This window comes from Halomonas sp. M4R1S46 (assembly GCF_025725685.1).
GTDB lineage: Bacteria > Pseudomonadota > Gammaproteobacteria > Pseudomonadales > Halomonadaceae > Halomonas.
The window spans coordinates 2,364,115-2,387,558 of sequence record NZ_CP107008.1 but is presented as its reverse complement, the minus strand read 5'-3'; the positions used below and the strand labels follow the sequence as shown (position 1 = coordinate 2,387,558).

Genomic DNA, 23,444 nt, shown 5'->3' with positions numbered 1-23,444 from the left:
GGTCTGATCTCACCTCCGGTAGTCGTCGCCCTCCTTGTCGAGCAGGCGCATCAGCGCCGCGAAGTGGGCCTGGGGCGCGCCCGCCCGGGCATAGTCTTCCCACTGGGCGGCGGTCTTGCGAGCCACTTCCGGGGCCACCGGCGCCAGCGGTAGGCCGCTGGCCCGGGCCACCAGGTAGGAGCGGCAGGCGCGCTCGAAATAATAGAGGTTGTCGAAGGCCTCGGCGACATCGGCGCCGGTGGCGATCACGCCGTGGTTGCCCAGCAGCAGGATCGGCGCCTCGCCGGCCAGACGTCCCAGGCGCTCGGCTTCGTCGCCGAGGCCCATGCCGTCGAAGCCGCGATCGACGGCGACGCGCTCGTAGAAGCGCATGGCGTTCTGCTCCACCGGCGGCAGCTCGGGCTCGGCCAGGCAGGCCAGGGCGGTGGCGTACAGCGAGTGGGTGTGCAGGATACAGCTCGCCTCGCGGCCCTGGCGATGCATGGCGCCATGGATCGCCCAGGCGGTGGGGTCGAGCCCGGCCGGGCGCTGGCCGCCCCGGGCCTCGACCTCCAGCAGGTCGCTGGCGCGCAGCTCGGCGAAGTGCCGGCCCGCCGGGTTGATCAGGAAGCGCTCGCCGCCTTCGGTGGTGGCCAGGCTGCAATGGTTGGCGGTGGCCTCGTGCAGGTCCAGGCGGGCCAGCCAGCGCAGGGCGCAGGCCAGCTGCTCCCGGGGCGTGCCCGGGACCTCGGGGATCTCGCTCATGGTTCGCTCCTCGCTAGGCGTTGATTCTCAACGGCCGGGCAGAGATGAGCGCCGGGGACCAGGTGGAGCGAGGGTCTTTTGCCATGGAGGGGTTCACAGCGTCCTCGCGCAGGCTTGTCGCCGGAAAAGCTCATCTCTTGATGGTTGTGAAGGACGTTCTCAGTAGTGGATCCAGCGGGTCTTCAGCGCCATGTACTTGTGCATGCCGGCCAGCTCGTAGTCGCGGCCGATACCGGACTGCTTCATGCCGCCGAAGGGGGTCTGGGGACTCACGGCGTCCACGCCGTTGACCGTCACCGTGCCCGCCTGCAGGGCGTCGCACAGGCGATGGGCGCGGCCCAGGTCGGCGGTCCACAGCGAGGCGGCCAGGCCGTACTGGCTGGCGTTGGCCAGCGCCACGCCCTCGGCCTCGTCGGCGAAGCGGCTCACCGCCAGCACCGGCCCGAAGATCTCCTCGCGGAACAGCCGGTGCTCGGGGGTGACGCCGGTGAACACCGTGGGGGCGACGAAGAGTTCGCCGCCGGCGGCGGTGAGCGCTTCACCGCCGTGGCGCAGGGTGGCCTCCCGCTGGCCGATGGCCAGGTAGTCGCGGACCTTGTCGAACTGGGCGCGGCTGACCAGCGGACCCAGCCGGGTATCCGGATCCAGGGGGTCGCCGGGCACCAGGGCCTCCAGGCGCTTGTCGAGGGCGGCCAGGAAGGCGTCGTGGATGCCGCCCTGGAGCAGCAGGCGGGAGTGGGCCGAGCAGACCTGGCCGGCGTTGGTGAAGATGCCCGCCACCGCGGCGTCCACCGCCGCCTCCAGGTCGGGGCAGTCGTCGAAGACCAGCAGCGGGCTCTTGCCGCCGCATTCCAGCCAGACCGGTTTCATGTTCGACTCCCCGGCATAGACCTGGAAGCGCTTGCCGATCTCGGTGGAGCCGGTGAAGCCGAGGGCGTCCACGTCCTCGTGGCGGCCGAGGGCCTCGCCGGCCAGGTGGCCATGGCCCGGCACCACGTTGAGCACCCCCGTGGGCAGGCCGGCCTTGTCGCACAGCTCCGCCAGGCGCAGGGCGGACAGCGACGACTCCTCGGCGGGCTTGAGCACCAGGCTGTTGCCCGCGGCCAGCGCCGGGGCCAGCTTGACGGTGGCGTTGTGCAGCGGGTAGTTCCAGGGCACCACGGCGCCCACCACGCCGAGCGGCTCGTGGGTGACGGTGGCCTGGACGCCGGCCGGGGCAGGGGCGACCCGGTCGTAGGCCTTGTCCTGCAGCTCGCCGTACCAGTCGAAGAGCACCGCGGCCTCCTCGGCGTCGTCGAGGGCCTCGGTGATGCACTTGCCGGCCTCCAGGCTGTCGAGCAGGGCCAGCTCCTCGCGGTGGATGCGGATCTCGGCGGCGATGGCCAGCATCACCCGTCGCCGGTCGGCGGGATCGACCCGGGCCCAGTCGCCGGCCACGAAGGCCGCCCGGGCGGCGGCCACGGCGCGGTCCACATCGGTCGCGTCGCAGGCCGCCACGGCGGCCACCGCCTCGCCGGTCATGGGGTTGATCGAGTCCAGGGTGGCGCCGCCCTCGGCCGGGCGGCGCCGCCCGTCGATCCAGGCGCGGCCGTCGACCTCGAGGGCGGCGGCGCGGCGTTTCCAGTCATGATGGGTCAGGGGCATGGGAAGTTCCTCGTCGTCTTGGGTCGGGTATTCAGAGGTCGAGCACCAGGCGCGCCCCCGCGGGGCGGGAGACGCAGGCGTAGAGGGTGTCGTTGGCGGCCTTCTCGGCGTCGGACTGCAGGACGTCCCGGTGGTCCACCTCGCCCTCGATCACGCCGCAGGCGCAGGTGCCGCAGGCGCCCTCGCCGCACAGGGTGGGCGGGGCCACGCCGGCGCGGTCGAGGCCCTCGAGGAGCGTCTCCTCGGGGGCCAGGGTGAGGGTCTTGCCGCTGCGCTCGAGCACGATCTCGCAGTGGCCGTCCCGGGGCGTGGCGTCCGGTGCCGAGCCCCGGAAGCGCTCCAGGCGCAGGCAACCCGCCGGCCAGGCGGCGGCTTCGGCCTCCAGGGCGGCGAGCAGGCCCTCCGGCCCGCAGGCATGCACCCGGGTGTCGGCGTCCACCTCGCCGACCAGGGTGGCCACCTCGGCGCGACCGTCCCGGGCGGAGACGTGCAGGCGCAGTGCGCCCTCGGGCAGCAGGCCGGCGAGTTCCTCGGCGAAGGCGGCGTCCGCTTCCCGGCGCACCAGGTAGTGCACCTCCGGCGTCACGCCCCGCGCGCACAGCCGCCGGGCCATGGCCACCAGCGGCGTGATGCCGATGCCGCCGCCGATCAGCACCTGGCGGCAGCCGGTCTCGTCCAGGGGGAAGCGGTCCCGGGGCAGCGAGGCGGCCAGCCGCAGGCCCGCCGGGGCCTCATCGGCCAGGAAGGCCGAGCCGCCCCGGGAGTCGGTCTCGCGCAGTACGCCCAGGCGGTAGCGGCCCTCGCTGCCGTCGTCGAGCAGCGAATAATGGCGGACCAGGCCGCCCGGGAGTTCCAGCTCCAGGTGGGCGCCGGCGGGGGCCGGCGGCAGGGACGCGCCGTCCTCGGCCTCGAGGGTCAGCTCGACGATGGCCGGGGCCAGGCGGCGCCGTCGGGTCAGGATCAACGACAGGCGATCGGACATGGCGGCCTCCTCAGCGTTGCTGGTTCTGCCAGTCGGGATGGATCCACACCGGGGCCTCGCTGGGCGCCGGGGCGGGGTGGCCGAGGATCAGGTCGCTGGCCTTCTCGGCGATCATGACGGTCGGGGCATTGGTGTTGCCGCTGACGATGGTCGGCATGATGGAGGCATCCACCACGCGCAGGCCCTCGAGCCCGTGGACCCGCAGTTCGGGGTCGACCACCGCCTCGGGATCGGTCGCCGGGCCCATCTTGCAGGTGCCGGCGGCGTGGTAGCCGGTCTCGGTGGTGGCCCGGGCCCAGGCATCCAGGGCCTCGTCGTTCTGGCAATCGGCGCCGGGGGTGATCTCCTCGCCGCGCAGGCCGTCGAAAGCCGGCTGCTCGATGAGCTCGCGGACCAGGCGCACCGCGGCACGCATGTCGGCCCGGTCGCGCTCGGTGGCCAGGTAGTTGAAGACGATCTCCGGCGCCTTCGACGGGTCGGTATCCGCCAGGCGCACCCGGCCCAGGCTGGTGGGACGCATCAGGTCGATGTGCACCTGGAAGGCGTGTTCCTTGAGGGAGTCGACGGTGCCGGGCTCGACGGCCAGGGACATGAAGGTCAGCTGCAGGTCGGGGTGCTCGACCCCCGCCCGGGAGCGGATGAAGGCGCCGGCGTCGAAGAGGTTGGTGCCGGCCAGCCCGCCGCGATCCGCGAACCAGCGCATGCCCAGCCACCACTTGCGCGGCGCCCGGGTCCAGGGCGCGTGGGACACCGGCCTGGGGCAGCGGTAGGCGACCACGGTGTCGGGATGGTCGCTGAGTCGCCGGCCGACGCTCTCCAGGCGGTGGGCCTCGGCGATCCCCCAGCGCTCCAGCTCGTCCTGGGGGCCGATGCCGGAGAGCATCAGCAACTGGGGGCTGTTGATGGCGCCGCCGGCGAGGATCACTTCCCGGGTGGCGCGGGCTTCGATCCGGTCCGTACCGCGGCGATAGGCCACGCCCCGGGCGCGGCTGCCCTCGAGGATCACCTTCTCGGCCAGGGCGCCGGTGATCACGGTCAGGTTGGGGCGCGTCCGGGCCCGGGCCAGGTAGCCCCGGGCGGTGCTCCAGCGCCGGCCCTGGTGGGTGGTGCGGTCGACCCGGCCGAAGCCTTCCTGGCGGTAACCGTTGACGTCGGCGCTTCTCCCGTAGCCGGCCTGCTCCCCGGCTTCCAGGAAGGCCCGGGCCAGCGGGTCGGACGGATTCCCCGGGCTGACCCGCAGCGGGCCGCCGTCGCCGTGGTAGTCGTCGCCGCCCAGCGCATGGGATTCCGCGCGCTTGAAGTAGGGCAGCACCTGGGCGTAGTCCCAGCCGTCGCAGCCGGCCTCGGCCCAGGCATCGTAGTCCCGGGCGTGGCCGCGGATGTAGACCATGCCGTTGATCGAGGAGGAGCCGCCCAGGGTCTTGCCCCGGGGCGTGGCGATGCGCCGCCCGTCCAGGTGGGGCTCGGGTCCCGACCAGTAGTGCCAGTTGAAGCGGGGGCCGTCGATGGCCGCCCCCATGGCCGCCGGCATGTGGATGGTCCAGGAGCGGTCCTGGGGGCCGGCCTCCAGCAGCAGGACCCGATGCCGGCCGTCGGCGGTCAGGCGGTCGGCGAGCACGCAGCCCGCCGAGCCGGCGCCGACGATGATGTAGTCGTAGTCAGGGGTAAGGTTCATCGTGACTCCAGAAGTGAGGCGGGCGCGTCCGGCACCCGGCATCGCGGGGAGTTGGGGTTGGGGGCGTGGGAAAGCGCTGATTTATGTCGTGAGCGATGAGAGGCTGGCCGCCGGAACGGAGCAACCGGAGTTGACAGATTGCTCAATGAGGATTGTGAGTACCGCCGGCGGCCAGGATATCGAGCGCAGCAATAAATCAGCCTTTCCTTAGCGGTCGGCCAGGTAGGCGTCCAGATAGGCCTCCAGGGCCGGCGTGGCGCCGTCGGCGCTGGTCACGCCCTCGAGCCACTCGCCGACCAGTTCGGGGTTGGCGTCGAGCCAGTCGCCGGCCACCGCTTCCAGGGGGCGTTCCTCGCGGCTGAACTCGTGGACCCAGGCGTTCTGCACCTCGATGGGGACGACCATCCGTTCGAGGAAGGCGGCGACGTTGGGCTCGCGCTCGAGGAAGTCGGCGTTGGCCACGGTGGAGACGGTACTGGCGCCGCCCCACAGGCCTTCGGGGTCCTCCAGGTAGTGCACGTCGTAGACGACGTTCATCCAGTGGGGCTCCCAGCCCAGGAAGGCGGTCCAGCGATCGCCGCCCATGTTGGCCTCGAGCTGGGAGAGCATGCCGGTGACGCTGGAGGCCACGACCTTCCAGTCGCCCAGCCCGTAGGTGTCCGCGTCGATGGCGTCCTGCATGATCTCGTTGCCGACGTTGCCGGGCTCGATGCCGTAGAGGCTGTGGTCGAAGCGCTCGGCATGCTCGGCCAGGTCGGCCATGGAGCGCACGCCGGCCTCCCAGACGTGGCCGGGGACGGCGAGCTTGAAGCGCGCGCCCTGGATGTTCTGCGCCACCTCGACCAGTTCGCCGGTCTCCAGGCGCGGGTCGAGCATGCCGCTCTGGGAGGGACGCCACAGCGCCATGTCGACGTCGATGTCGCCGCCGACCAGGCCCTCCAGGATGATGGCGGTGCTGGCCTCCTTGACGCTGGTCTCGTAGCCGAGGCGCTCCAGCAGTTGGCTGGCCACCTCGGTCTTGACCGTGGCGCCGGGCCAGGGCGGGGTGGCGAAGTTCACCTCGGCGGCCTGGGCCAGGCCGGGCAGGGAAGCGACCAGGGCGGTAGCCAGCAGGCCGGTACGCAGGGCGTGGGGATGCTTCGTCATGGGGAAATCTCCTCGTGTTGTTGTCTAACTGCGGCTCAGAAGCCACAGACCCCGCCGCCATCCACCGAGAGGATGGCGCCATGGGTGAAGCCGGCCCGGGGCGAGGCCAGGTAGAGCACGGCGTCGGCGACCTCCTCGGGCCGGGCCATGCGTTGCAGGGGCGCGCGGGCCCGGGCGGCGGCCAGGTAGGCCTCGCGGTCGCCGCTGGCCTCGGCGGCGGCGTCGATCATCTCGGTGGCGACGTTGCCCGGGCAGACGCAGTTGACGCGGATGCGCCCGGCGAGCTCCAGGGCCAGCGCCCGGGTCAGGTTGACCACCGCCGCCTTGGCCCCGGAGTAGACGCTGCTCGGCGGGAAGCCGATCAGGCCGGCGTCGGAGCCGAGGTTCACGGCGTTGCCGGAGGCCGCCTCCAGGTGGGGCAGGGCGGCCTGGAGGGTGAAGAAGGTGCCGGCCACGTTGACCGCCATGGTGGCGTCCCAGTGCGCCTGGGTGACCGCCTCGAAGGGCACCTCCTCGAAGACGCCGGCGGCATTGACCAGGATGTCCAGCCCGCCGAGGCCGGCCGCCGCGGCCTCCACCACGGCGGCGCAGGAGGCGCGGTCCTCCAGCGGGCCCGGGGCGGCGACCACCTCGGCCTCGCCGCCCAGCGCGTGGCGGAAGGCGTCGATGGAGGCCGCCCGCCGGGCGCCGACGGCCACCGTCGCGCCCTCCTCGAGGAAGCGCCGGGCGGTGGCGGCGCCGATCCCCCGGGCGCCGCCGGTGACCAGCACGCGCTTGCCGGCGAAGGGGCGAGAGGCGCTCATGCCTCGGCTCCGTCCTCGCCATGCAGGGCCCGGTGCACCAGGCGATGGAAGTTCAGCACCAGGTGCTCGCTCTCGTTGCTGCGCTTGGCGTCGATCATGTAGCGGCCCTGGTCGTAGCCCAGCGAGCGCAGGCCCTTCTGCGTGGTGACGTTGAGCTCGATGTCCTCCGGCCCCAGGTCCTCGTTCATCCAGCGGATGCTCGCCCGGGTCACCTCGGGCAGGGCCTCGGGAGCATGGGCGCTGTAGTAGCCGAAGCGCAGGATGCTGCGTTCGGCATCCAGGGGGATGATCATGAAGGTGCCCATGCACTGGGAGAACGGAAACTGGTAGAAGGTGTTGTGCGGCCAGAGGCCGATGTTGAAGAAGCCGTCGCCGTCCTCCACCGGGCGGCCGATGGACGCGCCATAGGCCTCGGTGGCCTGGCGGTTGGGTGGGGCGCCATAGGTCCACCAGTTGTCGTGGTGGCGCAGCTTGTAGCCGGAGAAGTCGATCAAGGAGGCCAGGTCGACATGATGGGGGCCCGAGAGCTGGAAGTGGTAGCCCTCGATGGAGTTGTCCATGATCACCTTCCAGTTGGCCGGAACGATGACGTCGTCCTCCTGGATCAGGCGCAGTTCGTCGAGGTTGGGAATGGCGTCGCGGATGGCCGCCTCGGCGCCGGGGAAGAGGTCATGCATGTCCGCGGCGTCGGGATCGAAGTTGAAGTAGACGCTGCCGGCGAAGACCTGCAGGCGCACCGGCGGGATCCGGTAGTCGTCGACGTCGAAGGCCTCGATGCGGTCGCTGCGCGGCGCCGCCTTGAGACGGCCGTCGGCGCCGTAGCACCAGGAGTGATAGGCGCAGCGGATGACGCCCTTCTGCACGCCGCGAGTCTCGTTCAGCAGGCGGTTGCCGCGATGCTGGCAGACGTTGTGGAAGGCATGCAGCTCGCCTTCCCGGTCGCGCATCAGGATCACGCTCTGGTCGAAGATCTCGCGGACCACGAAGGCGCCGGGCCGGTCGAGCTCGTTGACGTGGCAGCCGAAATGCCAGGCGCCCATGAAGATGCGTTCGCGCTCGGTCTCGAACAGCGCCGGGTCATAGAAGTAGCGGGAGGGCAGGGTCAGGGCGTTTTCGGGACGCTGGGCGGCCCAGGCCTGGGGCGTCTGTGACATGGTTCACCTCGTGCATCAGGGGATGTAATGGGCACAAGGCTAGGCTGGCGGTAGCGGCGCGGCATGAGGTTTTACGACACGCTCTTGGGCGGGAAATTGATATAAAGCGTCGTAATGGCGCCGCTAAAAATCATATATAGTGATAATTCGGGATGGTGTCGGGTAGTAATTTTTGATGTTAAGCGGCATCAATGCTCCCCGTCTCTGGCCGCGTCCTCCCTGGCTTGGTCGAGCAGGCTCAGCATGGCCCGGGCGGCGTTGGACAGGGTGCGGCTGCGATGCACCAGGTAGCCCAGGGGGCGCTGGATGGGGGGATGATCCACCGCGAGGACATGCAGCTCCCCGGCCACCAGACCCTCCGGCAGCAGGCTCCAGCCGAGGCCGATGGCGGTCATCATCTTCAGCGTCTCCAGGTAGTTGGTGGAGAGCGCCACGGGCAGGGTGAGGCCGGCGGCGGCGAAGCGACCCTCGATCAGGCCGCGGGTGAAGGTCATGGGACCGGGGAGCACGGCGTCGAAGTCGCACAGCTCGTGGAGCGCCAGCCGCCCCCTGCCGGCCAGGGGATGGTCCGGGGCGCAGACGAAGCACAGCCGGTCGATCCACACCGGCACCACCTCGAGCTGGGCGTCCGGGTGCGGGGCCAGGGTCACCACGGCGATCTCCAGCTCGCCGTCCAGCACGCCCTGATAGGCCTGTTCGGAATCCAGGAAATGCAGGTCCAGCCGGACCTCCGGATGCTGGCCGGTATAGGCCTTGAGCAGCGGCGGCAGGCGGTGCAGGCCGATGTGATGGCTGGTGGCCAGCGTCAGGCTGCCGGCCACATGGCCCTCCAGGTTGCCCAGCGCCCGCCGGCTGTCGTCCACCATCACCAGGATCTGCCGCGCCCGGGGCAGCAGCAGCCGGCCGGCCTCGGTGAGCGCCACCTTCCGGCCGATGCGGTCGAACAACCGGGCGTCGATCTGGCCTTCCAGCACGGCGATGCGCTTGCTCACCGCGGGCTGGGTAAGGTGCAGCTGCTCCGCGGCACGGGAGAAGCTGCCGGTGTCGGCCACGGCGAGAAAGGCCTGCAGGCTCTGGGTGTCCATGGCGTGTCCTCTTGGGGCTCGACAAGTATTCCCGAAAGGAATCCATTGAATAAATAACATGAATTGCTTTTATGTGCTCGTCGCGTGACACTGCGGGAAAAGCGCCGAGGGCCAAGGGCCAAGGGCCAAGGGCCAAAATGACTGCGGAAGGCGACTCGCCCGAGTGGCGCCGGGGGCAGGTCGAAGAGGAGGTCCTACGCCAGGGGTGAGGAGCACGGCTCCGAACGGGCTGGCCATGGATGGCCAGCACCGGACCTGCAAGCGGAGCGGGACGCGAGAGCGCCGCAGGGCGTCGGTAGCGCCCAGGGATGGGTTCACAGCGCCTCCTCGTAGGCCTGCCGCCGGGAAAGCCACGATACCGGTGAACTCAGGGGTTCGAGCGGCATTCCAAGGTCGACCGGATTAAGCATGAGCATAAAAGGGCCCAAGGGCCCGGGAGAACGAGATGGCAGGCCAGACACTCTACGACAAGTTGTGGTCGCAGCACCTGGTGAAGGAGCGCGACGACGGCACCGCACTGATCTATATCGATCGCCAACTGCTCCACGAGGTGACCTCGCCCCAGGCCTTCGAGGGCCTGCGCCTGGCGGGGCGCAAGCCATGGCGCCTCGATGCCAACCTGGCGACCCCGGACCACAACGTGCCGACCACCCTCAAGGAACGTGCCGAGGGCAATGCCGGGATCAAGGATCCGGTGTCGCTGATCCAGGTGCAGACGCTCGACGACAACTGCAACGAGTTCGGCATCGAGGAATACCGCATCAACGATCCCCGTCAGGGCATCGTCCACGTGGTGGGCCCGGAGCAGGGCGCGACCCTGCCGGGCATGACCGTGGTCTGCGGCGACTCCCACACCGCCACCCATGGTGCCTTCGCGGCCCTGGCCCACGGCATCGGCACCTCCGAGGTCGAGCACGTGCTGGCCACCCAGTGCCTGCTGGCACAGAAGATGAAGAACATGCAGGTGCGTGTGGAGGGGACCCTCGGCGCCGGCGTCACCGCCAAGGACATCGTGCTGGCCATCATCGGCCGGATCGGTACCGCCGGCGGCACCGGCTATGCCATCGAGTTCGCCGGCAGTGCCATCCGCGAGCTGTCCATGGAAGGTCGCATGACGGTCTGCAACATGGCCATCGAGGCCGGGGCCCGGGTCGGCCTGATCGCCGTCGACGACACCACCATCGATTACCTCGAGGGCCGTCACTACGCCCCCGCCGGCGAGCAGTGGGATGCCGCGGTGGCCGACTGGCGCGAGCTGGTCTCCGACGCCGACGCCGCCTTCGACAAGGTGGTGACTCTCGAGGCCAGCGAGATCGAGCCGCAGGTCTCCTGGGGCACCAGTCCCGAGATGGTCGCCGGCATCGGTGGCGAGGTGCCGGACCCGGCCGAGGCCGCGGACGACACCGCGCGCACGGGCATCAGCCGGGCACTGGAGTACATGGGGCTCGCCCCCCGCCAGAAGATCACCGACATCCGCCTCGACAAGGTGTTCATCGGCTCCTGCACCAACTCGCGCATCGAGGATCTCCGCGAGGCGGCCAAGGTGGCCCGCGGCAAGAAGGTGGCCGATTCCATCAAGCTGGCCATGGTGGTGCCGGGCTCCGGCCTGGTGAAGCGCCAGGCCGAGGAGGAAGGCCTCGACAAGATCTTCCTCGAGGCCGGCTTCGAGTGGCGCGAGCCGGGATGTTCCATGTGCCTGGCCATGAATGCCGACAAGCTGGGTGCCGGGGAGCACTGCGCCTCGACCTCCAACCGCAACTTCGAGGGGCGCCAGGGCTACGGCGGGCGCACCCACCTGGTCAGCCCGGCGATGGCCGCCGCCGCCGCCATCGCCGGCCACTTCGTCGACGTTCGCGACTTCGGCGACGCCGCCAACGACGCCACCCAGCAGCAGGAGGCCTGAGCCATGCAGAAATTCGAACGCCTCGACGGCCTGGTCGCGCCGTTGGATCGCGCCAACGTCGACACCGACCTGATCATTCCCAAGCAGTTTCTGAAGTCGATCCAGCGCACCGGCTTCGGCGTCAACCTCTTCGACGAGCTGCGCTACCTCGACGAGGGCCAGCCGGGCCAGGACGTCTCCAGCCGCCCGCTCAATCCCGACTTCGTGCTGAATCAGCCACGCTACCAGGGCGCCAGCGTGCTGCTGGCCCGCCAGAACTTCGGCTGCGGCAGCTCGCGGGAACATGCGCCCTGGGCGCTGGCCGACTTCGGCTTCCGGGTGGTGATCGCGCCGAGCTTCGCCGACATCTTCTACAATAACGCCTTCAAGAACGGCATCCTGCTGATCACGCTTCCCGAGAGCGTCGTCGACCGGCTGTTCGCCGAGGTGGAGGCCAACGAGGGCTACCGGCTCGACGTGGACCTCGAGCACCAGCGCGTCATCACGCCGTCCGGCGAGATCCTCGAGTTCGAGGTGGATGAGTTCCGCAAGCATTGCCTGCTCGAGGGGCTCGACGACATCGGCATCACCCTGCAGAACGAGGATGCCATTCGCGACTTCGAGCAGAAGCATCGCGAGGCGCGGCCCTGGCTGTTCCGCGAAGCGTAAGCCCGACGTATTCACGCTGCTATCGGCCGGATGACGGGGCTGATCCGGCGGCAGGCCTGCGAGGAGGCGCTGTGAACCCATCCCTGGGCGCTTCCGACGCCATCCCTGGCGTAGGACCTCCTCTTCGGCCTGCCCCCGGCGCCCCTTCGTTGCCCGGCTGTAAGGACACAAGGAAGACACGATGACACGCAAGATTCTGGTTCTCCCGGGCGACGGCATCGGCCCGGAAATCACTGTCCAGGCCGGCCGGGTGCTGGCCGCCTGCCAGGCCCGCGGGCTGGATGTCGAGGTCGAGGAGGCGCCGGTCGGCGGTGCCGCCTATGATCTCGAGGGTTCGCCGCTGCCGGAGAGCACCCTGGCCAAGGCACGCGCCGCCGACGCCATCCTGCTCGGCGCGGTGGGCGGGCCCAAGTGGGACAAGCTCGAGGACATCAGCAAGCGCCCCGAGAAGGGCCTGCTGGGCCTGCGCAAGGAACTGGGGCTGTTCGGCAACCTGCGTCCGGCACTGCTCTATCCTCAACTGGCCGAGGCCTCCAGCCTCAAGCCCGAGCTGGTCGCGGGACTCGACATCATGATCGTGCGCGAGCTCACCGGCGGCATCTACTTCGGCCAGCCGCGGGGCATCGAGGAGCGCGACGGCCAGCGGGTCGGCTACAACACCTACGTCTATTCCGAGGCCGAGATCGAGCGCATCGGCCGGGTCGCCTTCGAGATGGCACAGAAGCGCGGCAAGAAGCTCTGCTCGGTCGACAAGGCCAACGTGCTCGAGGTGACCATGCTGTGGCGCGAGGTCATGGAGCGGCTGGCGCCGGAGTACCCGGACGTCGAGCTGTCGCACATGTACGTCGACAACGCCGCCATGCAGCTGATCCGCGCGCCCAAGCAGTTCGACGTGGTGGTCACCGGCAACATGTTCGGCGACATCCTCTCCGATGCCGCGGCGATGCTCACCGGCTCCATCGGCATGCTGCCCTCGGCCTCGCTCAACGAGTCCGGCCAGGGCATGTACGAGCCCTGCCACGGCAGCGCCCCGGACATCGCTGGCCAGAACGTCGCCAACCCGCTGGCGACCATCCTCTCGGTGGCGATGATGCTGCGCTACTCGCTGGGCGAGGCCGAGATGGCCGAGCGTATCGAGGCCGCCGTGGGCCAGGTGCTCGACGACGGCCTGCGCACCGCCGACATCGCCTCGACCGGCACCGAGACGGTGACCACCGAAGCCATGGGCGATGCCGTGCTGGCGGCCTTCGAGGCGCAGTAGGGGGATAAGCGAGCTTGCGAGCGCATCCATTACGATGGCAGCGCCCCCGCTGGATGCGCTGACGCTTATCCCCCTACGGCAGGGCTATCGCAGTTAGCGTTGCCACTCGGGGCTGATCCGGCGACAGGTCTAGGTTCTGTCTGGAAAGTCGGCACGTAGGCAGCGGTCTATGCACGCCAGGCATACCATGGCCCGGAAGCTGCTGGCCAACTTGTCGTAACGGGTGCAGACCCGGCGTAGTTCTTTGATCCAACCGAAGCAGCGCTCAATGATGTTTCGCTCCCGATACCGGGGCTTGTCAAAGCCCCTCGGAGCACCAGGGCGCGGTTTTCGCTTCATCTTGCGCCGGGCAATGATCGGCTTCATGCGATGCCGGTCGCAGTAGCGGCGAAGCGGGTCGCTATCGTAGCCCTTGTCCGCCACGATGAAGCGGCAACGCTTGCGAGGCCTGCCCTTGGCCCCAGGCAGATGAACGTTCTCCATGGTGGGAATGAAGTGCCGCGTATCCGAGTCCTGTCCCGGCGACAGCGTGAAGGTCAGCGGCCAACCATGCCGGTCACAGAGCATGTGGATCTTGGTCGTCAGGCCGCCTCTACTCCGTCCCAGGGCATGGTCTACGGGTTCGTGCTGTCCCCCTTTTTGCCGCCCCCAGAGGCGGCCCGGGTGGCGCGGATCGATGTCGAATCGATCATCCAGGTGTCCAGATCCATCAGGCCATCCTCTCGCAGGCGAAGTTGGAGGCGCGCCAGAATTGCCTCGAAGGTGCCATCATCGCGCCACTGACGGAAACGGTCATAGACGGTCTTCCAGGGGCCGTAGCGCTCTGGCAGGTCTCGCCACTTGGCGCCCGAGCAGAGGATCCAGAAGATGCCGTTCAACACCTGGCGGTCATCGCGACGGGGACGGCCCGTCCTCTGCGGCGGCGAGACGATGTCTTCGATGAGGGCCCAGCCGTTGTCGGAGATCTCGTAGCGTCCTGCCATGGGTCACCTATGCTGCTGAGGCATAGGTGACATTAGCAAATTCGAGTTTTCGGACAAAGCCTAGGAGGGGGCGCTGTGAACCCCTCCCTGGGCGCTACCGACGCCATCCTTGGCGTAGGACCCCCTCTACGACCTGTTCCCGGCGCCCCTCGCCACCCAACTGCGATTGCCCTGCCCCCTACGGGCCTGGCCGCTTATCAGCGGCTCCGCTTCCTGTATACTCATGGGTTCATTCTTTTCTGGAGGACTTCACATGTTGAAAGTCGGTTTCGTCGGATGGCGTGGCATGGTGGGCTCCGTGCTCATGCAGCGGATGGTGGAAGACGGGGATTTCAACGGCATCGAGCCGGTCTTCTTCACCACCTCCCAGGTCGGCCAGGCCGGGCCCGACGTCGGTGTGGACGTGCCTCCGCTGAAGGATGCCTTCGACATCGAGGCCCTCAAGGCCCTGGACGTGGTGGTCACCTGTCAGGGCGGCGACTACACCAAGAAGGTCTACGAGGATCTGCGGGGCGGTGGCTGGAAGGGCTACTGGATCGACGCCGCCAGCACCCTGCGCATGGCGGATGACGCCACCATCGTGCTCGACCCGGTCAACCGCAAGGTCATCGACGAGCAGCTGGCGCGCGGCACCAAGACCTTCTGCGGTGGCAATTGCACGGTCAGCCTGATGCTGATGGGCCTGGGCGGGCTCTTCGAGGCGGACATGATCGAGTGGATGACCTCCATGACCTATCAGGCCGCTTCGGGCTCCGGTGCCAAGCACATGCGTGAGCTGCTCAACCAGATGGGCGCGCTGCGGGACAGCGTGGCCGGTGAGCTGAGTGATCCGTCCAGCGCCATCCTCGACATCGACCACAAGGTCACCGCGGCCATGCGCGGCGGCGACTTCCCGGTCGACAACTTCGGTGCGCCGCTGGCCGGCAGCCTGCTGCCCTGGATCGACTCCAAGCTCGACAACGGCCAGAGCCGCGAGGAGTGGAAGGGCAACGTCGAGACCAACAAGATCCTCGGCCTGCAGGACAACCCGGTGCCCATCGACGGCCTGTGCGTGCGTATCGGCGCCATGCGTTCCCACAGCCAGGCGTTCACCATCAAGCTCAAGCACGACGTGCCGCTCGACGAGATCGAAGAGCGCATCGCGACCCACAACGACTGGGTCAAGCTGATCCCCAACGACAAGGACGCCACCATCGACGGCCTGACCCCGGCCGTCGCCACCGGCACCCTGGACGTGCCGGTGGGCCGGCTGCGCAAGCTGGCCATGGGCGGCGAGTATCTGTCCGCCTTCAGCGTCGGCGACCAGCTGCTGTGGGGGGCCGCCGAGCCGCTCAAGCGGATGCTCAAGATCCTGCGCGAGCAATAACAAGGCCTGAGGCCTTATTCACCGGACGCGGGACGCCTCCCCTCGGGGAGGCGTCCCGCGTTTTCGTTGGGCGGGATCTCGGCTGGCCACCGGATCGAGGGGAGGGGCTCCGAAAATTCTGTTACGGTTCAATAACATTTTTACCAGGGGCGTCGGGAACCCGCTATTCACCGCCAGTGTCCACAAATCAGTTCGTCCACATAATAACCAGCTGTACGCAGGGTGGCTCAGTTCCAGTTCTAGGGAGAGACACCATGTTCACACGGGCTTCCCGCCTTGCTTGTCTGCTGTTCGTCGCTGCAAGTGCATACACCGTTCCGACGCTTGCCTATGTGGGACCGGGAGCTGGTCTTACCGCCATCGGCACGATGGTCGCAGTGATCGCTGCGGTCCTGCTGGCCGTGGTCGGCTTCGTCTGGTACCCGCTGAAGCGCGTGATGCGGAAAAAGCGCGCGGCGCGTACTGGTGATGCGCGAGTCGCGACCGACTCACGTGATGGCATCGACGACTCCGGCAATACCCACTGATGGCATTGGTAGCCCTCGTCGCGGGGCTCGTCGCCTTCATCGCTGTCTTGCGCGGGTTGGAAGTACAGCGCCACGCTGCCCATGCCGTAAGGACCGCACAGGACGCGATTGGAGTGATCGCAGATCCTGATTTGAGCGATGACGTCAAGGAACGACACGTCCAGCGTGCCTCGCTGTCGCTATTGAAAAGCTTCGTGATCCTGGTTGCCATCGGCTTGGCGGCGTGCTTGTGCGCGACGCTTTTTGTGGCAGGTGGCGCCCTGTTCGGACTGTTCAGTCTCGATCAGGCGATGGCGACTGCCACGAGTTGGCCCTTCATCCTGTGGTCGTCCGTTGGTGCTGTGGCGTTATGGTTCGTCTTCAGCAGGCTGGGTGGGCGAACCGGCGCTGCCAACAAGGAAGGCGCAACCACCCGGGAGGAAGTGCCTTATTCGACACTCGACAAGGCGCTGCACAATTATGCGTTTTCGTCGCCGGGGCTGCAGATCTCGCTGTCGTCGATCGAGGATCGGTTATGGCGGAACAAGATCGCAGCGACCCGAACCGGACGGCCGCTCTTGATCACCTCGCTGCCACGCGCCGGGACGACCATTCTGCTGGAGCTGCTGGCCCGGCAGAAGGAATTCGCTTCCACCACCTATCGCAACATGCCCTTCACCATGGCCCCGCTACTCTGGGGACGCTTCTCGAGCATGTTCCGCAAGGCTGGCGAGAAGGCCGAACGCGCCCATGGTGACGGAATCGCCGTTGATTTCGACAGCCCCGAGGCCTTCGAAGAAATGATCTGGATGGCCTTTTGGCGCGAGCGCTACGAAAATGACTGGATCGGGCTCTGGGAGGCCACGGATCGGGATGCCGAATTCGAGGCGTTCCTCTCCCGTCATATGCAGAAACTCGTGGCGAGCACGCCTGACGCACAACGCTATGTGTCGAAGAACAACGCCAGTATTGCGCGGTTGCCGCTGCTTTCTGCCGCCTTTCCTGAGGCGCAGATGCTGATCCCCATCCGTGATCCAGCCTCACAGGTCGCATCGCTGAAGCGTCAGCATGCCCGTTTCAGCGATCTCCACGCCCGCGATCGCTTCGCGCAGCAATACATGGAGGGAATAGGGCATTTCGAGTTTGGTGCCGCACTCAGGCCTGTCGCCTTTCCGGGTGCCCCGGAGAGTGCGGAGGGGGCAGAGCATGTCGATTACTGGTTACGCTACTGGATCGCCGCCTATGAACATGTCCTGCATACCGCCCCGGAGGAGGCGATTTTTATCGACCATGTTGCGCTCAGTAGTCGTCCCGACATTCAGCTTCCACGACTCGCTGAAGCGCTTGATATTCATGATCGGGACCGTTTCCTCGCTGCGTCCAGCATGTTCCGCGCGCCAGCCTCTCCGCCTCGATTGCCGGATGCCTCGGCTGATCTCGTGCGACGCGCTAATGAGCTTCATGCGGCTCTGCTTGAGCGGGCGCTGTAACCGGGTCCCGCGGACAATGAGGATGTTTACTCAGTGAAATCATCGTTGTGGGATCGTATTGGTCTGATCGTGTTCGTGGTGTCGCTGGCGATCATTGCCATGGTCTATGGCACCGTTTCCTCCTGGCGAGGCTGGTTTCCGGCGCCACAGATCAAGCTGGCGCAAGAGACGTTGTTCGATGTCGCAGCGAACTGGAAGAATGACCTCGCGCTGGAGCCCACGCGGCATCTGGTCGATCCCGGGGGGGTCAATACGGGGCCGGAACGCGGCTTTTCAGGCGGGCCATCCAGGGAAGGGTATGTCCTCGTTGCGGGGTTGAGCGAGCAGCAGGATGAGTCATTCCATGTGGTCCATCTGTATGACAGAGCAGGGGAGGAAGTGCACCGATGGCCGGTGCACTACGAATGGCTCGATAGTGAGCATAAACCCCAGAATGTCATGCTGCATGGGATGGAGGTCTTCAAGGACGGCTCCCTCGCCTTGACATTCGATGCGGGTAATGTCATTGCACGCATCGATGCCTGCGGAAAGCCAATCTGGACACGGAATGACATTTTTCATCATTCCATCTCGCGTGATGGCGAAGGGCGCCTCGTCACTCTTCTGAAAAACGGCGTGGCCTGGATCGACGAAGATTCCGGCGAGCTTCTGCATTCGCTGGATATCGAAGAGGACATGACCACCGTCGATGACGGCGCGCACCAGGCAATGTTCAATATCCGGACGCGCAGTCCCGAAGACGCCAGCGAGGAGATCAGCTACCTGCTAGACCCGTTCCACATCAACGATGCCGAACCTCTGCGTGGCGATATGGCCAGCGCCTTTCCGATGTTCGAGGCAGGTGACGTACTCATCAGTCTCAGGGAGCTCAACCTGGTCGCCGTCGTCGAGCCCGAGAGCGGGCGCATGAAATGGTGGCAACATGGCCCGTGGTTCAAGCAGCACGACCCCGATTTCGAACCCGACGGCACGATCACTGTCTTCGATAATGGCACCGGCACCGGGTCCAGCAAGATTCGCCGGGTTCGCCCTGTCGACGGAGCGGACGTCGAGACGGTGTTCGTGGGCTCGGAGGAGGTGCCGTTCTATACTTGGCGTCGTGGAAAGCATCAAACCTTGCCGGATGGCAACATCCTTCTCGCCGAAGCGGAGGGTGGACGTGTTCTCGAAGTCACGCCGGAGGGCAAGCTGGTTTGGGAACGTCACATGGTCTGGGATGCCGAAAAGAACCTGATCATCACCGAAGCCCGCTTCGTTCCGGAAGACTTTTTCAAGAACAGTTTCAAGAGCGGAGTCCCCGATTGCAACACGCGCTGAGCATTGGTGAGTCACGAACCTCGCTGACGCCCGCCGGCGAGTCTCAACGCAGGGCCTCCTTATAAGCGATGGTCCCCCAATCGTCTGCTCACGGGGACCGTCGCTGCCATGGATGCCGCGCGCTCTGCCTGCTCTGAAAGGCATCATTCCCGTTCCTCAAGCCCTTCTCGATACCGACGCCTGCGCTGCTCCATCTGCGGCTCCACCCGGGAGCGTACCAGCTGGCTGCCTGGGCGCCCGTCAGTCATCGATACGCTTTGCAACACGCCCACGTCGGCCAGCCCGGGCCCGACGTCGGCGTGGACGTGCCTCCGCTGAAGGTTACGTGAGTGGCGAGACGGGCACCCCGCACATGAATGAAGTACGTTGAAAGCATGAGGCGTGCCCTGCGTCATGCGTAGCACGCCAACGAGTGGAATATGATACACAGTGATCATGCCATCTCCTTGATTCACATCGGCGCGTTGCCGGAGGGATGGCCGCTTACAAGACGCAAGGGAACTCATGAAACGCAAGCTGACGTTCACCATGCTGCTCTCGCTCTCCGCCGCCAGTGCGCAGGCGCTGGCGCTGGGGCTGGGCGATGTCGAGGTGCGCTCGACGCTCAATGCGCCGCTGCGTGCCAGCATTCCGCTGACCGATACGGCGGGCCTGGAGGCCGGCCTGCTCAATGCCTCGGTCGCCGATCCGGGGGCCTACCAGGCCGCCGGCCTGACGCGCACGCCGCTCGCGGCCAGTGTCCAGCTCGAGGTCAGCCGTCGCCAGGGGCAGCTGGTGCTCGACCTCGCCACCGAGCGTGCCGTGCGTGAACCCTGGCTCGACCTGCTGCTGCGCTTCGACTGGCCGGGCGGGCGGCAGTTCCGCGAGGTGACCCTGCTGCTTGACCCGCCCAACTACGCGGCGATGCCGGTGCTGATCGGCTCGTCGCGTCCCGGCCAGGACACCCGGGTCACCCAGGCCACCTCGACATCGGCTCCCGCGAGCCGCCGGGCCGTCGCGCCCTCGATGCCCGCCGATCCCCGTGATCCCGCCCGGGTGCGCAGCGGGGACACGCTCTGGGCGGTGGCCGGTCGCCTGCGTCCGGACAGCGGCATCGGCATGAACCAGATGATGCTGGCCCTGGTGGAGGCCAATCCGGAGGTGTTCCCCACCGGCAATATCAACCAGATGCGCGCCGGGGTCACCCTCGTGGTGCCGCCCCGCGAGGCCATCGCCGCCCGTTCGTCCGAGGCGGCGGCCGACCTCGTCCAGGCCATGAACCAGGCCTGGGCCAATCGCGGCAGCGGGGCGCCGGCCCAGGTGCCGCTCTCGGCGGAAACCGAGCCGACAGCCGTGGCCGGGGCCGAGACGCCGGCCGTGGAGGCGGCTGCCCCATCGGTGGGCGACGAGGCGGCGGATATCGCCACCCGGCGTGCCGAGGCCGCCGACAGCGGCCCCCGGCTCACGCTGCTCACCGAGGCGGAGGCCGCGGCCGCCGGCCTCGGTAACGGCCGCAGGGCCGACACCGCGCCCGCCCGCGACGGCGGGCAGGGCGATGGCCAGCAGGCGGCCCCAAGGGAGCGGCTGGATCCCTCCGTGTTCGCGGCCATCACCGGCACCGGCGAGCTGAGCGAGGATCAGCGACTGTTGCGCCTCGAGCGGCGCTGGCAGGAGAACCGAGAGGCGCTGGCCGCGGTGCAGGCCGAGCGCGACGCCCTGGAGGAGGAGGTCGGTGACCTGCGTGGCGAACTCGCCGCCCTGCGCCAGCGCGTCGAGGCGCTGGCGGCCGGCGGCAGCGGCGTCGACGGTGCCGGGGCCGGTGGCGTGGTGTCGCCCGGCAGCGAGCCCGCCGATGCGTCCCCGCCCTGGTGGGGCGCCCTCTACCAGGGCGCGACCGAGCGACCCTTGCTGTTGGGCGGTGCCGGGTTGGCCGCCCTGCTGGCGCTGTGGGGCCTGGTGCGTCGACGTCGGCGTCGAGAGGAGGAGCCGGCCTTCCCCTTCGGCGAGGTGCAGGTGGCCGAGCCGTCCGGTGGCACCCCGCAAGGGCGCACCCCGCCCACGCCGGCCGCGGCGCCCGAGCGGCCCCCCGCCAACGCGGTGCGGGCCTCCATGCCCGAGGCCGAGGCCATCAACGAGGCCGATATCTTCATCGCCTATGGCCGCTACGACCAGGCCCGCGAACTGCTGGAAGCGGGATTGGCCCGGGAGCCGGAGCGCGACGACCTGCGCCTGAAGCTGCTCAAGGTGCAGCTGGAGCAGGGGGACCGGCCGGCGGCCCGCCAGGAGGCGCAGCGCCTCCGGGAATCCGGGAATACGGCGACCCGGGCCGAGGTCGAGCGCCTGATGGCCCGCCATGCCGCCCCCGCCGCCAGTCCCGCCGGCGAGCGTGCCGTCTTCCCGGAGCCGAGTGAGCTGCCGCCCCGGGTCTTCGGCGACCCCGATGCCCCCGAGAGTGAGGAGGAGGCGGGCCCGCCGGCGAGCGACGGCGAGGCCGCTCGCGACGCCTCGCGGGCACCGCCCGCGGCGGATGACGGCGAACCCGATGACCTGGCCCGCTATCGCCCTCCCGAAGTCGACGCCGGCGCCGAGGACGAGGGGCGTGACCAGCCGGTCCCGACAGGCCGGGACGAGGCGTTCGGCGCTCCGCCGCCCGGGCCGTCGAGCGAGCCCTCCTCGACGCCCGACACCGGGAACGAGGAGCCGCCGATGCCTCAGGTGACAAGCCGCACCAGCGAGGAGGGGCGCGAGATCATCGATTATCGCCCGCCGTCTCTCGATGAAGCGACGCCCGTGCGCCAGGAGACGCCCATGCAGCCGGGCGTGGACTTCACCCCCGCAGGGCGGGAGGCGCCGAGCGAGGACGATGACGCCCAGTCTCGCGAGTCGTCTCGCGATCCTTCCCGCTGGGAGGTGGAGGAGGTGGCGTTTCCGCCCCTTGGCGGGGATAATGGGGCCTCGTCCGGCGCGGCGTCCTCCACGGCGACCCTGGGTGAGGCCCGCCACCTGCTCGATCTCGGCGAGGTGCGCGAGGCCCGGATCCTGCTGGAACGCTTGCTCGAGGCGTCCCATGACGCCGGAGCGAGGGAGGAGGCCCGCGAACTGCTCGACCGCCACCAGCCATGACGTGCGCATGACCCTTTTCCAACGGCTCGATGAACATCACCCACTGACCGGCCGCCTGGCCATGGCAGTGGAATACGACGGCACTGCCTACTGCGGTTGGCAGCGCCTCAAGCATGCCGCCTCGGTACAGGCCTCCCTCGAGACCGCCCTGTCCCGGGTGGCCGGTGACCGGGTCAAGGTCCACGCCAGCGGGCGTACCGACTCCGGTGTCCACGCCACCCGCCAGGTCGTCCACTTCGACCCCCCGGCGGCGCGCTCCCAGAAGGCGTGGGTGTTCGGCGCCAACGCCAACCTGCCGCGCGACGTCGCCGTGCGCTGGGTCACGCCGGTGCCCGACGACTTCCATGCCCGCTTCAAGGCCCTGGCCCGGCGCTACCGCTACGTGATCCTCAACCAGCCCAGTCGACCGGTGCTGGAGCGCGCCAATGTCACCTGGTGCCGGGATCCCCTGGATGCCGAGGCCATGCATGTGGCGGCCCAGGTGCTGGTGGGCGAGCACGATTTCTCCAGCTTCCGCGCCGCGGGCTGCCAGTCGAAGACGCCGTGGCGTCACCTGCACTTCATCGAGGTGCATCGGCATGGCCCACTGGTGGTGGTCGATGTCCAGGGCAATGCCTTCTTGCATCACATGATCCGCAACATCGTCGGTGCCCTGGTCTCGGTGGGCCGCGGCGAGCAGGGCGTCGACTATCTGGCGCGGCTGCTGGCGTTGCGGGATCGCACCCTGGGGGATGTCACCGCCCCGGCCTGCGGCCTGCACTTCGTCGACTCCCTCTACGACGAGGCCTGGGGCCTGCCCCGGGAGCCGCTGGGGCCCAACCTGCTGGCCTTCCTGGGCGAGTGGACCGGCGAGCGGCCGCTGCCGGACTGCCCGATGGTCGAGTTTCGCCGCGGCCGCCCGGTGGCGCAGGCGGCCATGGCCGGGGAGGACGGCGATGACTGAGCACGGACGTGTCCCGGGGCGCACCCGGATCAAGTTCTGCGGCATGACACGCCCCGAGGACGTGGACGCCGCCGTGGCCGCCGGCGCCGATGCCCTGGGCTTCGTGCTCTGGTCCGGCAGCAAGCGGGCCGTGGGCCTCGAACGCCTGGCGACGTTGAGCGCCCGGGTGCCGGCCTTCGTGACCCGGGTCGGACTCTTCGTCGACCCCGAGCCGGACCTGGTGGCGAGGGCCGCCGAGCATCTCGACCTGCTGCAGTTCCACGGCGAGGAATCGCCGGCCGCCTGCGCCGCCGCCGGACGCCCCTGGATCAAGGCCCTGCGCATGCGCGACGGCCTCGACCTGCCTGCCGCGGCCGGCGACTATCACCAGGCCCGCGCGCTGCTGCTCGACGCCTATCGTCCCGGCCTGCCGGGGGGCACCGGCGAGACCTTCGACTGGTCGCGAATCCCCGCAAGCCTGGCAAAACCTGTTATCCTCGCCGGAGGCCTGACACCGGCCAACGTGGCCGAGGCCATCGCGGTGGTCCGGCCCTACGCGGTGGATGTCTCCGGCGGCATCGAGGCCGCGCCCGGGCGCAAGGACGCCGCCTTGATGGCGGCCTTCCGGCAGGCGGTGCGCCGCGCCGACGAGTGCCGCACCGACGGCTGAGCCCGCACCACCGTGTCTTCCAAAACCCCCAACACCCCTTCTG

The 23,444-nt window shown here is 68.5% G+C and carries 19 protein-coding genes; 10 read left to right on the top strand and 9 right to left on the bottom strand.

Annotation, left to right across the window (positions count from 1 at the left end):
- Positions 1-9: 9 nt before the first annotated feature.
- The 8 genes from OCT48_RS11265 to OCT48_RS11230 form a co-directional block, all read right to left on the bottom strand.
- Positions 10-744 carry a class II aldolase/adducin family protein gene (locus OCT48_RS11265; protein ID WP_263589252.1) on the bottom strand — a complete coding sequence of 245 codons (735 nt, stop codon included), beginning with the start codon at positions 742-744 and terminating at the stop codon, positions 10-12.
- 159 nt (positions 745-903) lie between these two features.
- Entirely contained in the window at positions 904-2,388 is a 1,485-nt protein-coding gene (locus OCT48_RS11260) for an aldehyde dehydrogenase family protein (RefSeq protein ID WP_263589251.1), read from the bottom strand.
- 31 nt (positions 2,389-2,419) lie between these two features.
- A complete protein-coding gene (locus OCT48_RS11255; RefSeq protein ID WP_263589250.1) occupies positions 2,420-3,370 on the bottom strand; it encodes a PDR/VanB family oxidoreductase in 951 nt (316 codons plus the stop codon).
- A 10-nt stretch (positions 3,371-3,380) separates the two neighbouring features.
- The gene (locus OCT48_RS11250) at positions 3,381-5,045 is read right to left on the bottom strand and encodes a choline dehydrogenase (RefSeq protein WP_263589249.1); all 1,665 of its coding nucleotides are present in this window, start codon (positions 5,043-5,045) and stop codon (positions 3,381-3,383) included.
- 207 nt (positions 5,046-5,252) lie between these two features.
- A complete protein-coding gene (locus tag OCT48_RS11245; protein ID WP_263589248.1) occupies positions 5,253-6,191 on the bottom strand; it encodes an ABC transporter substrate-binding protein in 939 nt (312 codons plus the stop codon).
- A 35-nt stretch (positions 6,192-6,226) separates the two neighbouring features.
- Complete coding sequence (locus tag OCT48_RS11240) at positions 6,227-6,994, bottom strand: SDR family NAD(P)-dependent oxidoreductase (RefSeq protein ID WP_263589247.1); 768 nt, start codon at positions 6,992-6,994, stop codon at positions 6,227-6,229.
- Positions 6,991-8,148, bottom strand: coding sequence for an aromatic ring-hydroxylating oxygenase subunit alpha (locus OCT48_RS11235; protein WP_263589246.1), 1,158 nt, complete (start codon positions 8,146-8,148; stop codon positions 6,991-6,993). The genes OCT48_RS11240 and OCT48_RS11235 overlap by 4 nt, the downstream gene beginning before the upstream one ends.
- Before the next feature lie 188 nt (positions 8,149-8,336).
- Entirely contained in the window at positions 8,337-9,233 is an 897-nt protein-coding gene (locus tag OCT48_RS11230) for a LysR family transcriptional regulator (protein ID WP_263589245.1), read from the bottom strand.
- A gap of 445 nt (positions 9,234-9,678) precedes the next feature.
- Between OCT48_RS11230 and leuC the strand changes: the two genes are divergently transcribed.
- From leuC to leuB, 3 genes are all read left to right on the top strand, one after another.
- A complete protein-coding gene (leuC, locus tag OCT48_RS11225) occupies positions 9,679-11,136 on the top strand; it encodes a 3-isopropylmalate dehydratase large subunit (protein WP_263589244.1) in 1,458 nt (485 codons plus the stop codon).
- Between the two features lie 3 nt (positions 11,137-11,139).
- Positions 11,140-11,784, top strand: a complete 645-nt coding sequence (leuD, locus tag OCT48_RS11220) for a 3-isopropylmalate dehydratase small subunit (RefSeq protein ID WP_263589243.1) — start codon at positions 11,140-11,142, stop codon at positions 11,782-11,784.
- 181 nt (positions 11,785-11,965) lie between these two features.
- Complete coding sequence (leuB, locus tag OCT48_RS11215; protein ID WP_263589242.1) at positions 11,966-13,045, top strand: 3-isopropylmalate dehydrogenase; 1,080 nt, start codon at positions 11,966-11,968, stop codon at positions 13,043-13,045.
- A 129-nt stretch (positions 13,046-13,174) separates the two neighbouring features.
- Here leuB and OCT48_RS11210 read toward each other — a convergent pair.
- A protein-coding gene (locus OCT48_RS11210) for an IS5 family transposase (protein WP_263589241.1) occupies positions 13,175-14,028 on the bottom strand; the annotation gives its coding sequence in 2 pieces (ribosomal slippage) (positions 13,175-13,686 and positions 13,686-14,028; 855 coding nt in all).
- 253 nt (positions 14,029-14,281) lie between these two features.
- On the opposite strand from OCT48_RS11210, the gene asd reads away from it, so the two are divergent.
- The 7 genes from asd (at position 14,282) to OCT48_RS11175 (ending at position 23,401) form a co-directional block, all read left to right on the top strand.
- Entirely contained in the window at positions 14,282-15,394 is a 1,113-nt protein-coding gene (asd, locus tag OCT48_RS11205) for an aspartate-semialdehyde dehydrogenase (RefSeq protein WP_263589240.1), read from the top strand.
- Positions 15,395-15,648: 254 nt separating this feature from the next.
- Positions 15,649-15,921: a hypothetical protein gene (locus OCT48_RS11200; RefSeq protein ID WP_263589239.1), complete on the top strand. Its 273-nt coding sequence runs from the start codon at positions 15,649-15,651 to the stop codon at positions 15,919-15,921.
- Entirely contained in the window at positions 15,921-17,390 is a 1,470-nt protein-coding gene (locus OCT48_RS11195) for a sulfotransferase (RefSeq protein ID WP_263589238.1), read from the top strand. The genes OCT48_RS11200 and OCT48_RS11195 overlap by 1 nt, the downstream gene beginning before the upstream one ends.
- A gap of 33 nt (positions 17,391-17,423) precedes the next feature.
- Complete coding sequence (locus tag OCT48_RS11190) at positions 17,424-18,707, top strand: arylsulfotransferase family protein (protein ID WP_263589237.1); 1,284 nt, start codon at positions 17,424-17,426, stop codon at positions 18,705-18,707.
- A 504-nt stretch (positions 18,708-19,211) separates the two neighbouring features.
- Positions 19,212-21,809, top strand: coding sequence for a FimV/HubP family polar landmark protein (locus OCT48_RS11185; RefSeq protein WP_263589236.1), 2,598 nt, complete (start codon positions 19,212-19,214; stop codon positions 21,807-21,809).
- A 7-nt stretch (positions 21,810-21,816) separates the two neighbouring features.
- Positions 21,817-22,752, top strand: a complete 936-nt coding sequence (gene truA, locus OCT48_RS11180; RefSeq protein ID WP_263589235.1) for a tRNA pseudouridine(38-40) synthase TruA — start codon at positions 21,817-21,819, stop codon at positions 22,750-22,752.
- A complete protein-coding gene (locus tag OCT48_RS11175) occupies positions 22,745-23,401 on the top strand; it encodes a phosphoribosylanthranilate isomerase (protein WP_263589234.1) in 657 nt (218 codons plus the stop codon). Before truA ends, OCT48_RS11175 begins: the two co-directional genes overlap by 8 nt.
- Positions 23,402-23,444: the final 43 nt, after the last annotated feature.

Excerpts from the sequence above, each read along its gene's own strand:
- OCT48_RS11195 (WP_263589238.1), top strand. The coding sequence starts at position 15,921 with ATGGCATTGGTAGCCCTCGTCGCGGGGCTCGTCGCCTTCATCGCTGTC.
- leuB (WP_263589242.1), top strand. The coding sequence starts at position 11,966 with ATGACACGCAAGATTCTGGTTCTCCCGGGCGACGGCATCGGCCCGGAA.
- OCT48_RS11240 (WP_263589247.1), bottom strand. The coding sequence starts at position 6,994 with ATGAGCGCCTCTCGCCCCTTCGCCGGCAAGCGCGTGCTGGTCACCGGC.
- truA (WP_263589235.1), top strand. The coding sequence starts at position 21,817 with ATGACCCTTTTCCAACGGCTCGATGAACATCACCCACTGACCGGCCGC.
- OCT48_RS11230 (WP_263589245.1), bottom strand. The coding sequence starts at position 9,233 with ATGGACACCCAGAGCCTGCAGGCCTTTCTCGCCGTGGCCGACACCGGC.
- asd (WP_263589240.1), top strand. The coding sequence starts at position 14,282 with ATGTTGAAAGTCGGTTTCGTCGGATGGCGTGGCATGGTGGGCTCCGTG.
- OCT48_RS11175 (WP_263589234.1), top strand. The coding sequence starts at position 22,745 with ATGACTGAGCACGGACGTGTCCCGGGGCGCACCCGGATCAAGTTCTGC.
- OCT48_RS11260 (WP_263589251.1), bottom strand. The coding sequence starts at position 2,388 with ATGCCCCTGACCCATCATGACTGGAAACGCCGCGCCGCCGCCCTCGAG.
- leuD (WP_263589243.1), top strand. The coding sequence starts at position 11,140 with ATGCAGAAATTCGAACGCCTCGACGGCCTGGTCGCGCCGTTGGATCGC.
- OCT48_RS11200 (WP_263589239.1), top strand. The coding sequence starts at position 15,649 with ATGTTCACACGGGCTTCCCGCCTTGCTTGTCTGCTGTTCGTCGCTGCA.
- leuC (WP_263589244.1), top strand. The coding sequence starts at position 9,679 with ATGGCAGGCCAGACACTCTACGACAAGTTGTGGTCGCAGCACCTGGTG.
- OCT48_RS11185 (WP_263589236.1), top strand. The coding sequence starts at position 19,212 with ATGAAACGCAAGCTGACGTTCACCATGCTGCTCTCGCTCTCCGCCGCC.
- OCT48_RS11245 (WP_263589248.1), bottom strand. The coding sequence starts at position 6,191 with ATGACGAAGCATCCCCACGCCCTGCGTACCGGCCTGCTGGCTACCGCC.
- OCT48_RS11250 (WP_263589249.1), bottom strand. The coding sequence starts at position 5,045 with ATGAACCTTACCCCTGACTACGACTACATCATCGTCGGCGCCGGCTCG.
- OCT48_RS11235 (WP_263589246.1), bottom strand. The coding sequence starts at position 8,148 with ATGTCACAGACGCCCCAGGCCTGGGCCGCCCAGCGTCCCGAAAACGCC.
- OCT48_RS11265 (WP_263589252.1), bottom strand. The coding sequence starts at position 744 with ATGAGCGAGATCCCCGAGGTCCCGGGCACGCCCCGGGAGCAGCTGGCC.
- OCT48_RS11255 (WP_263589250.1), bottom strand. The coding sequence starts at position 3,370 with ATGTCCGATCGCCTGTCGTTGATCCTGACCCGACGGCGCCGCCTGGCC.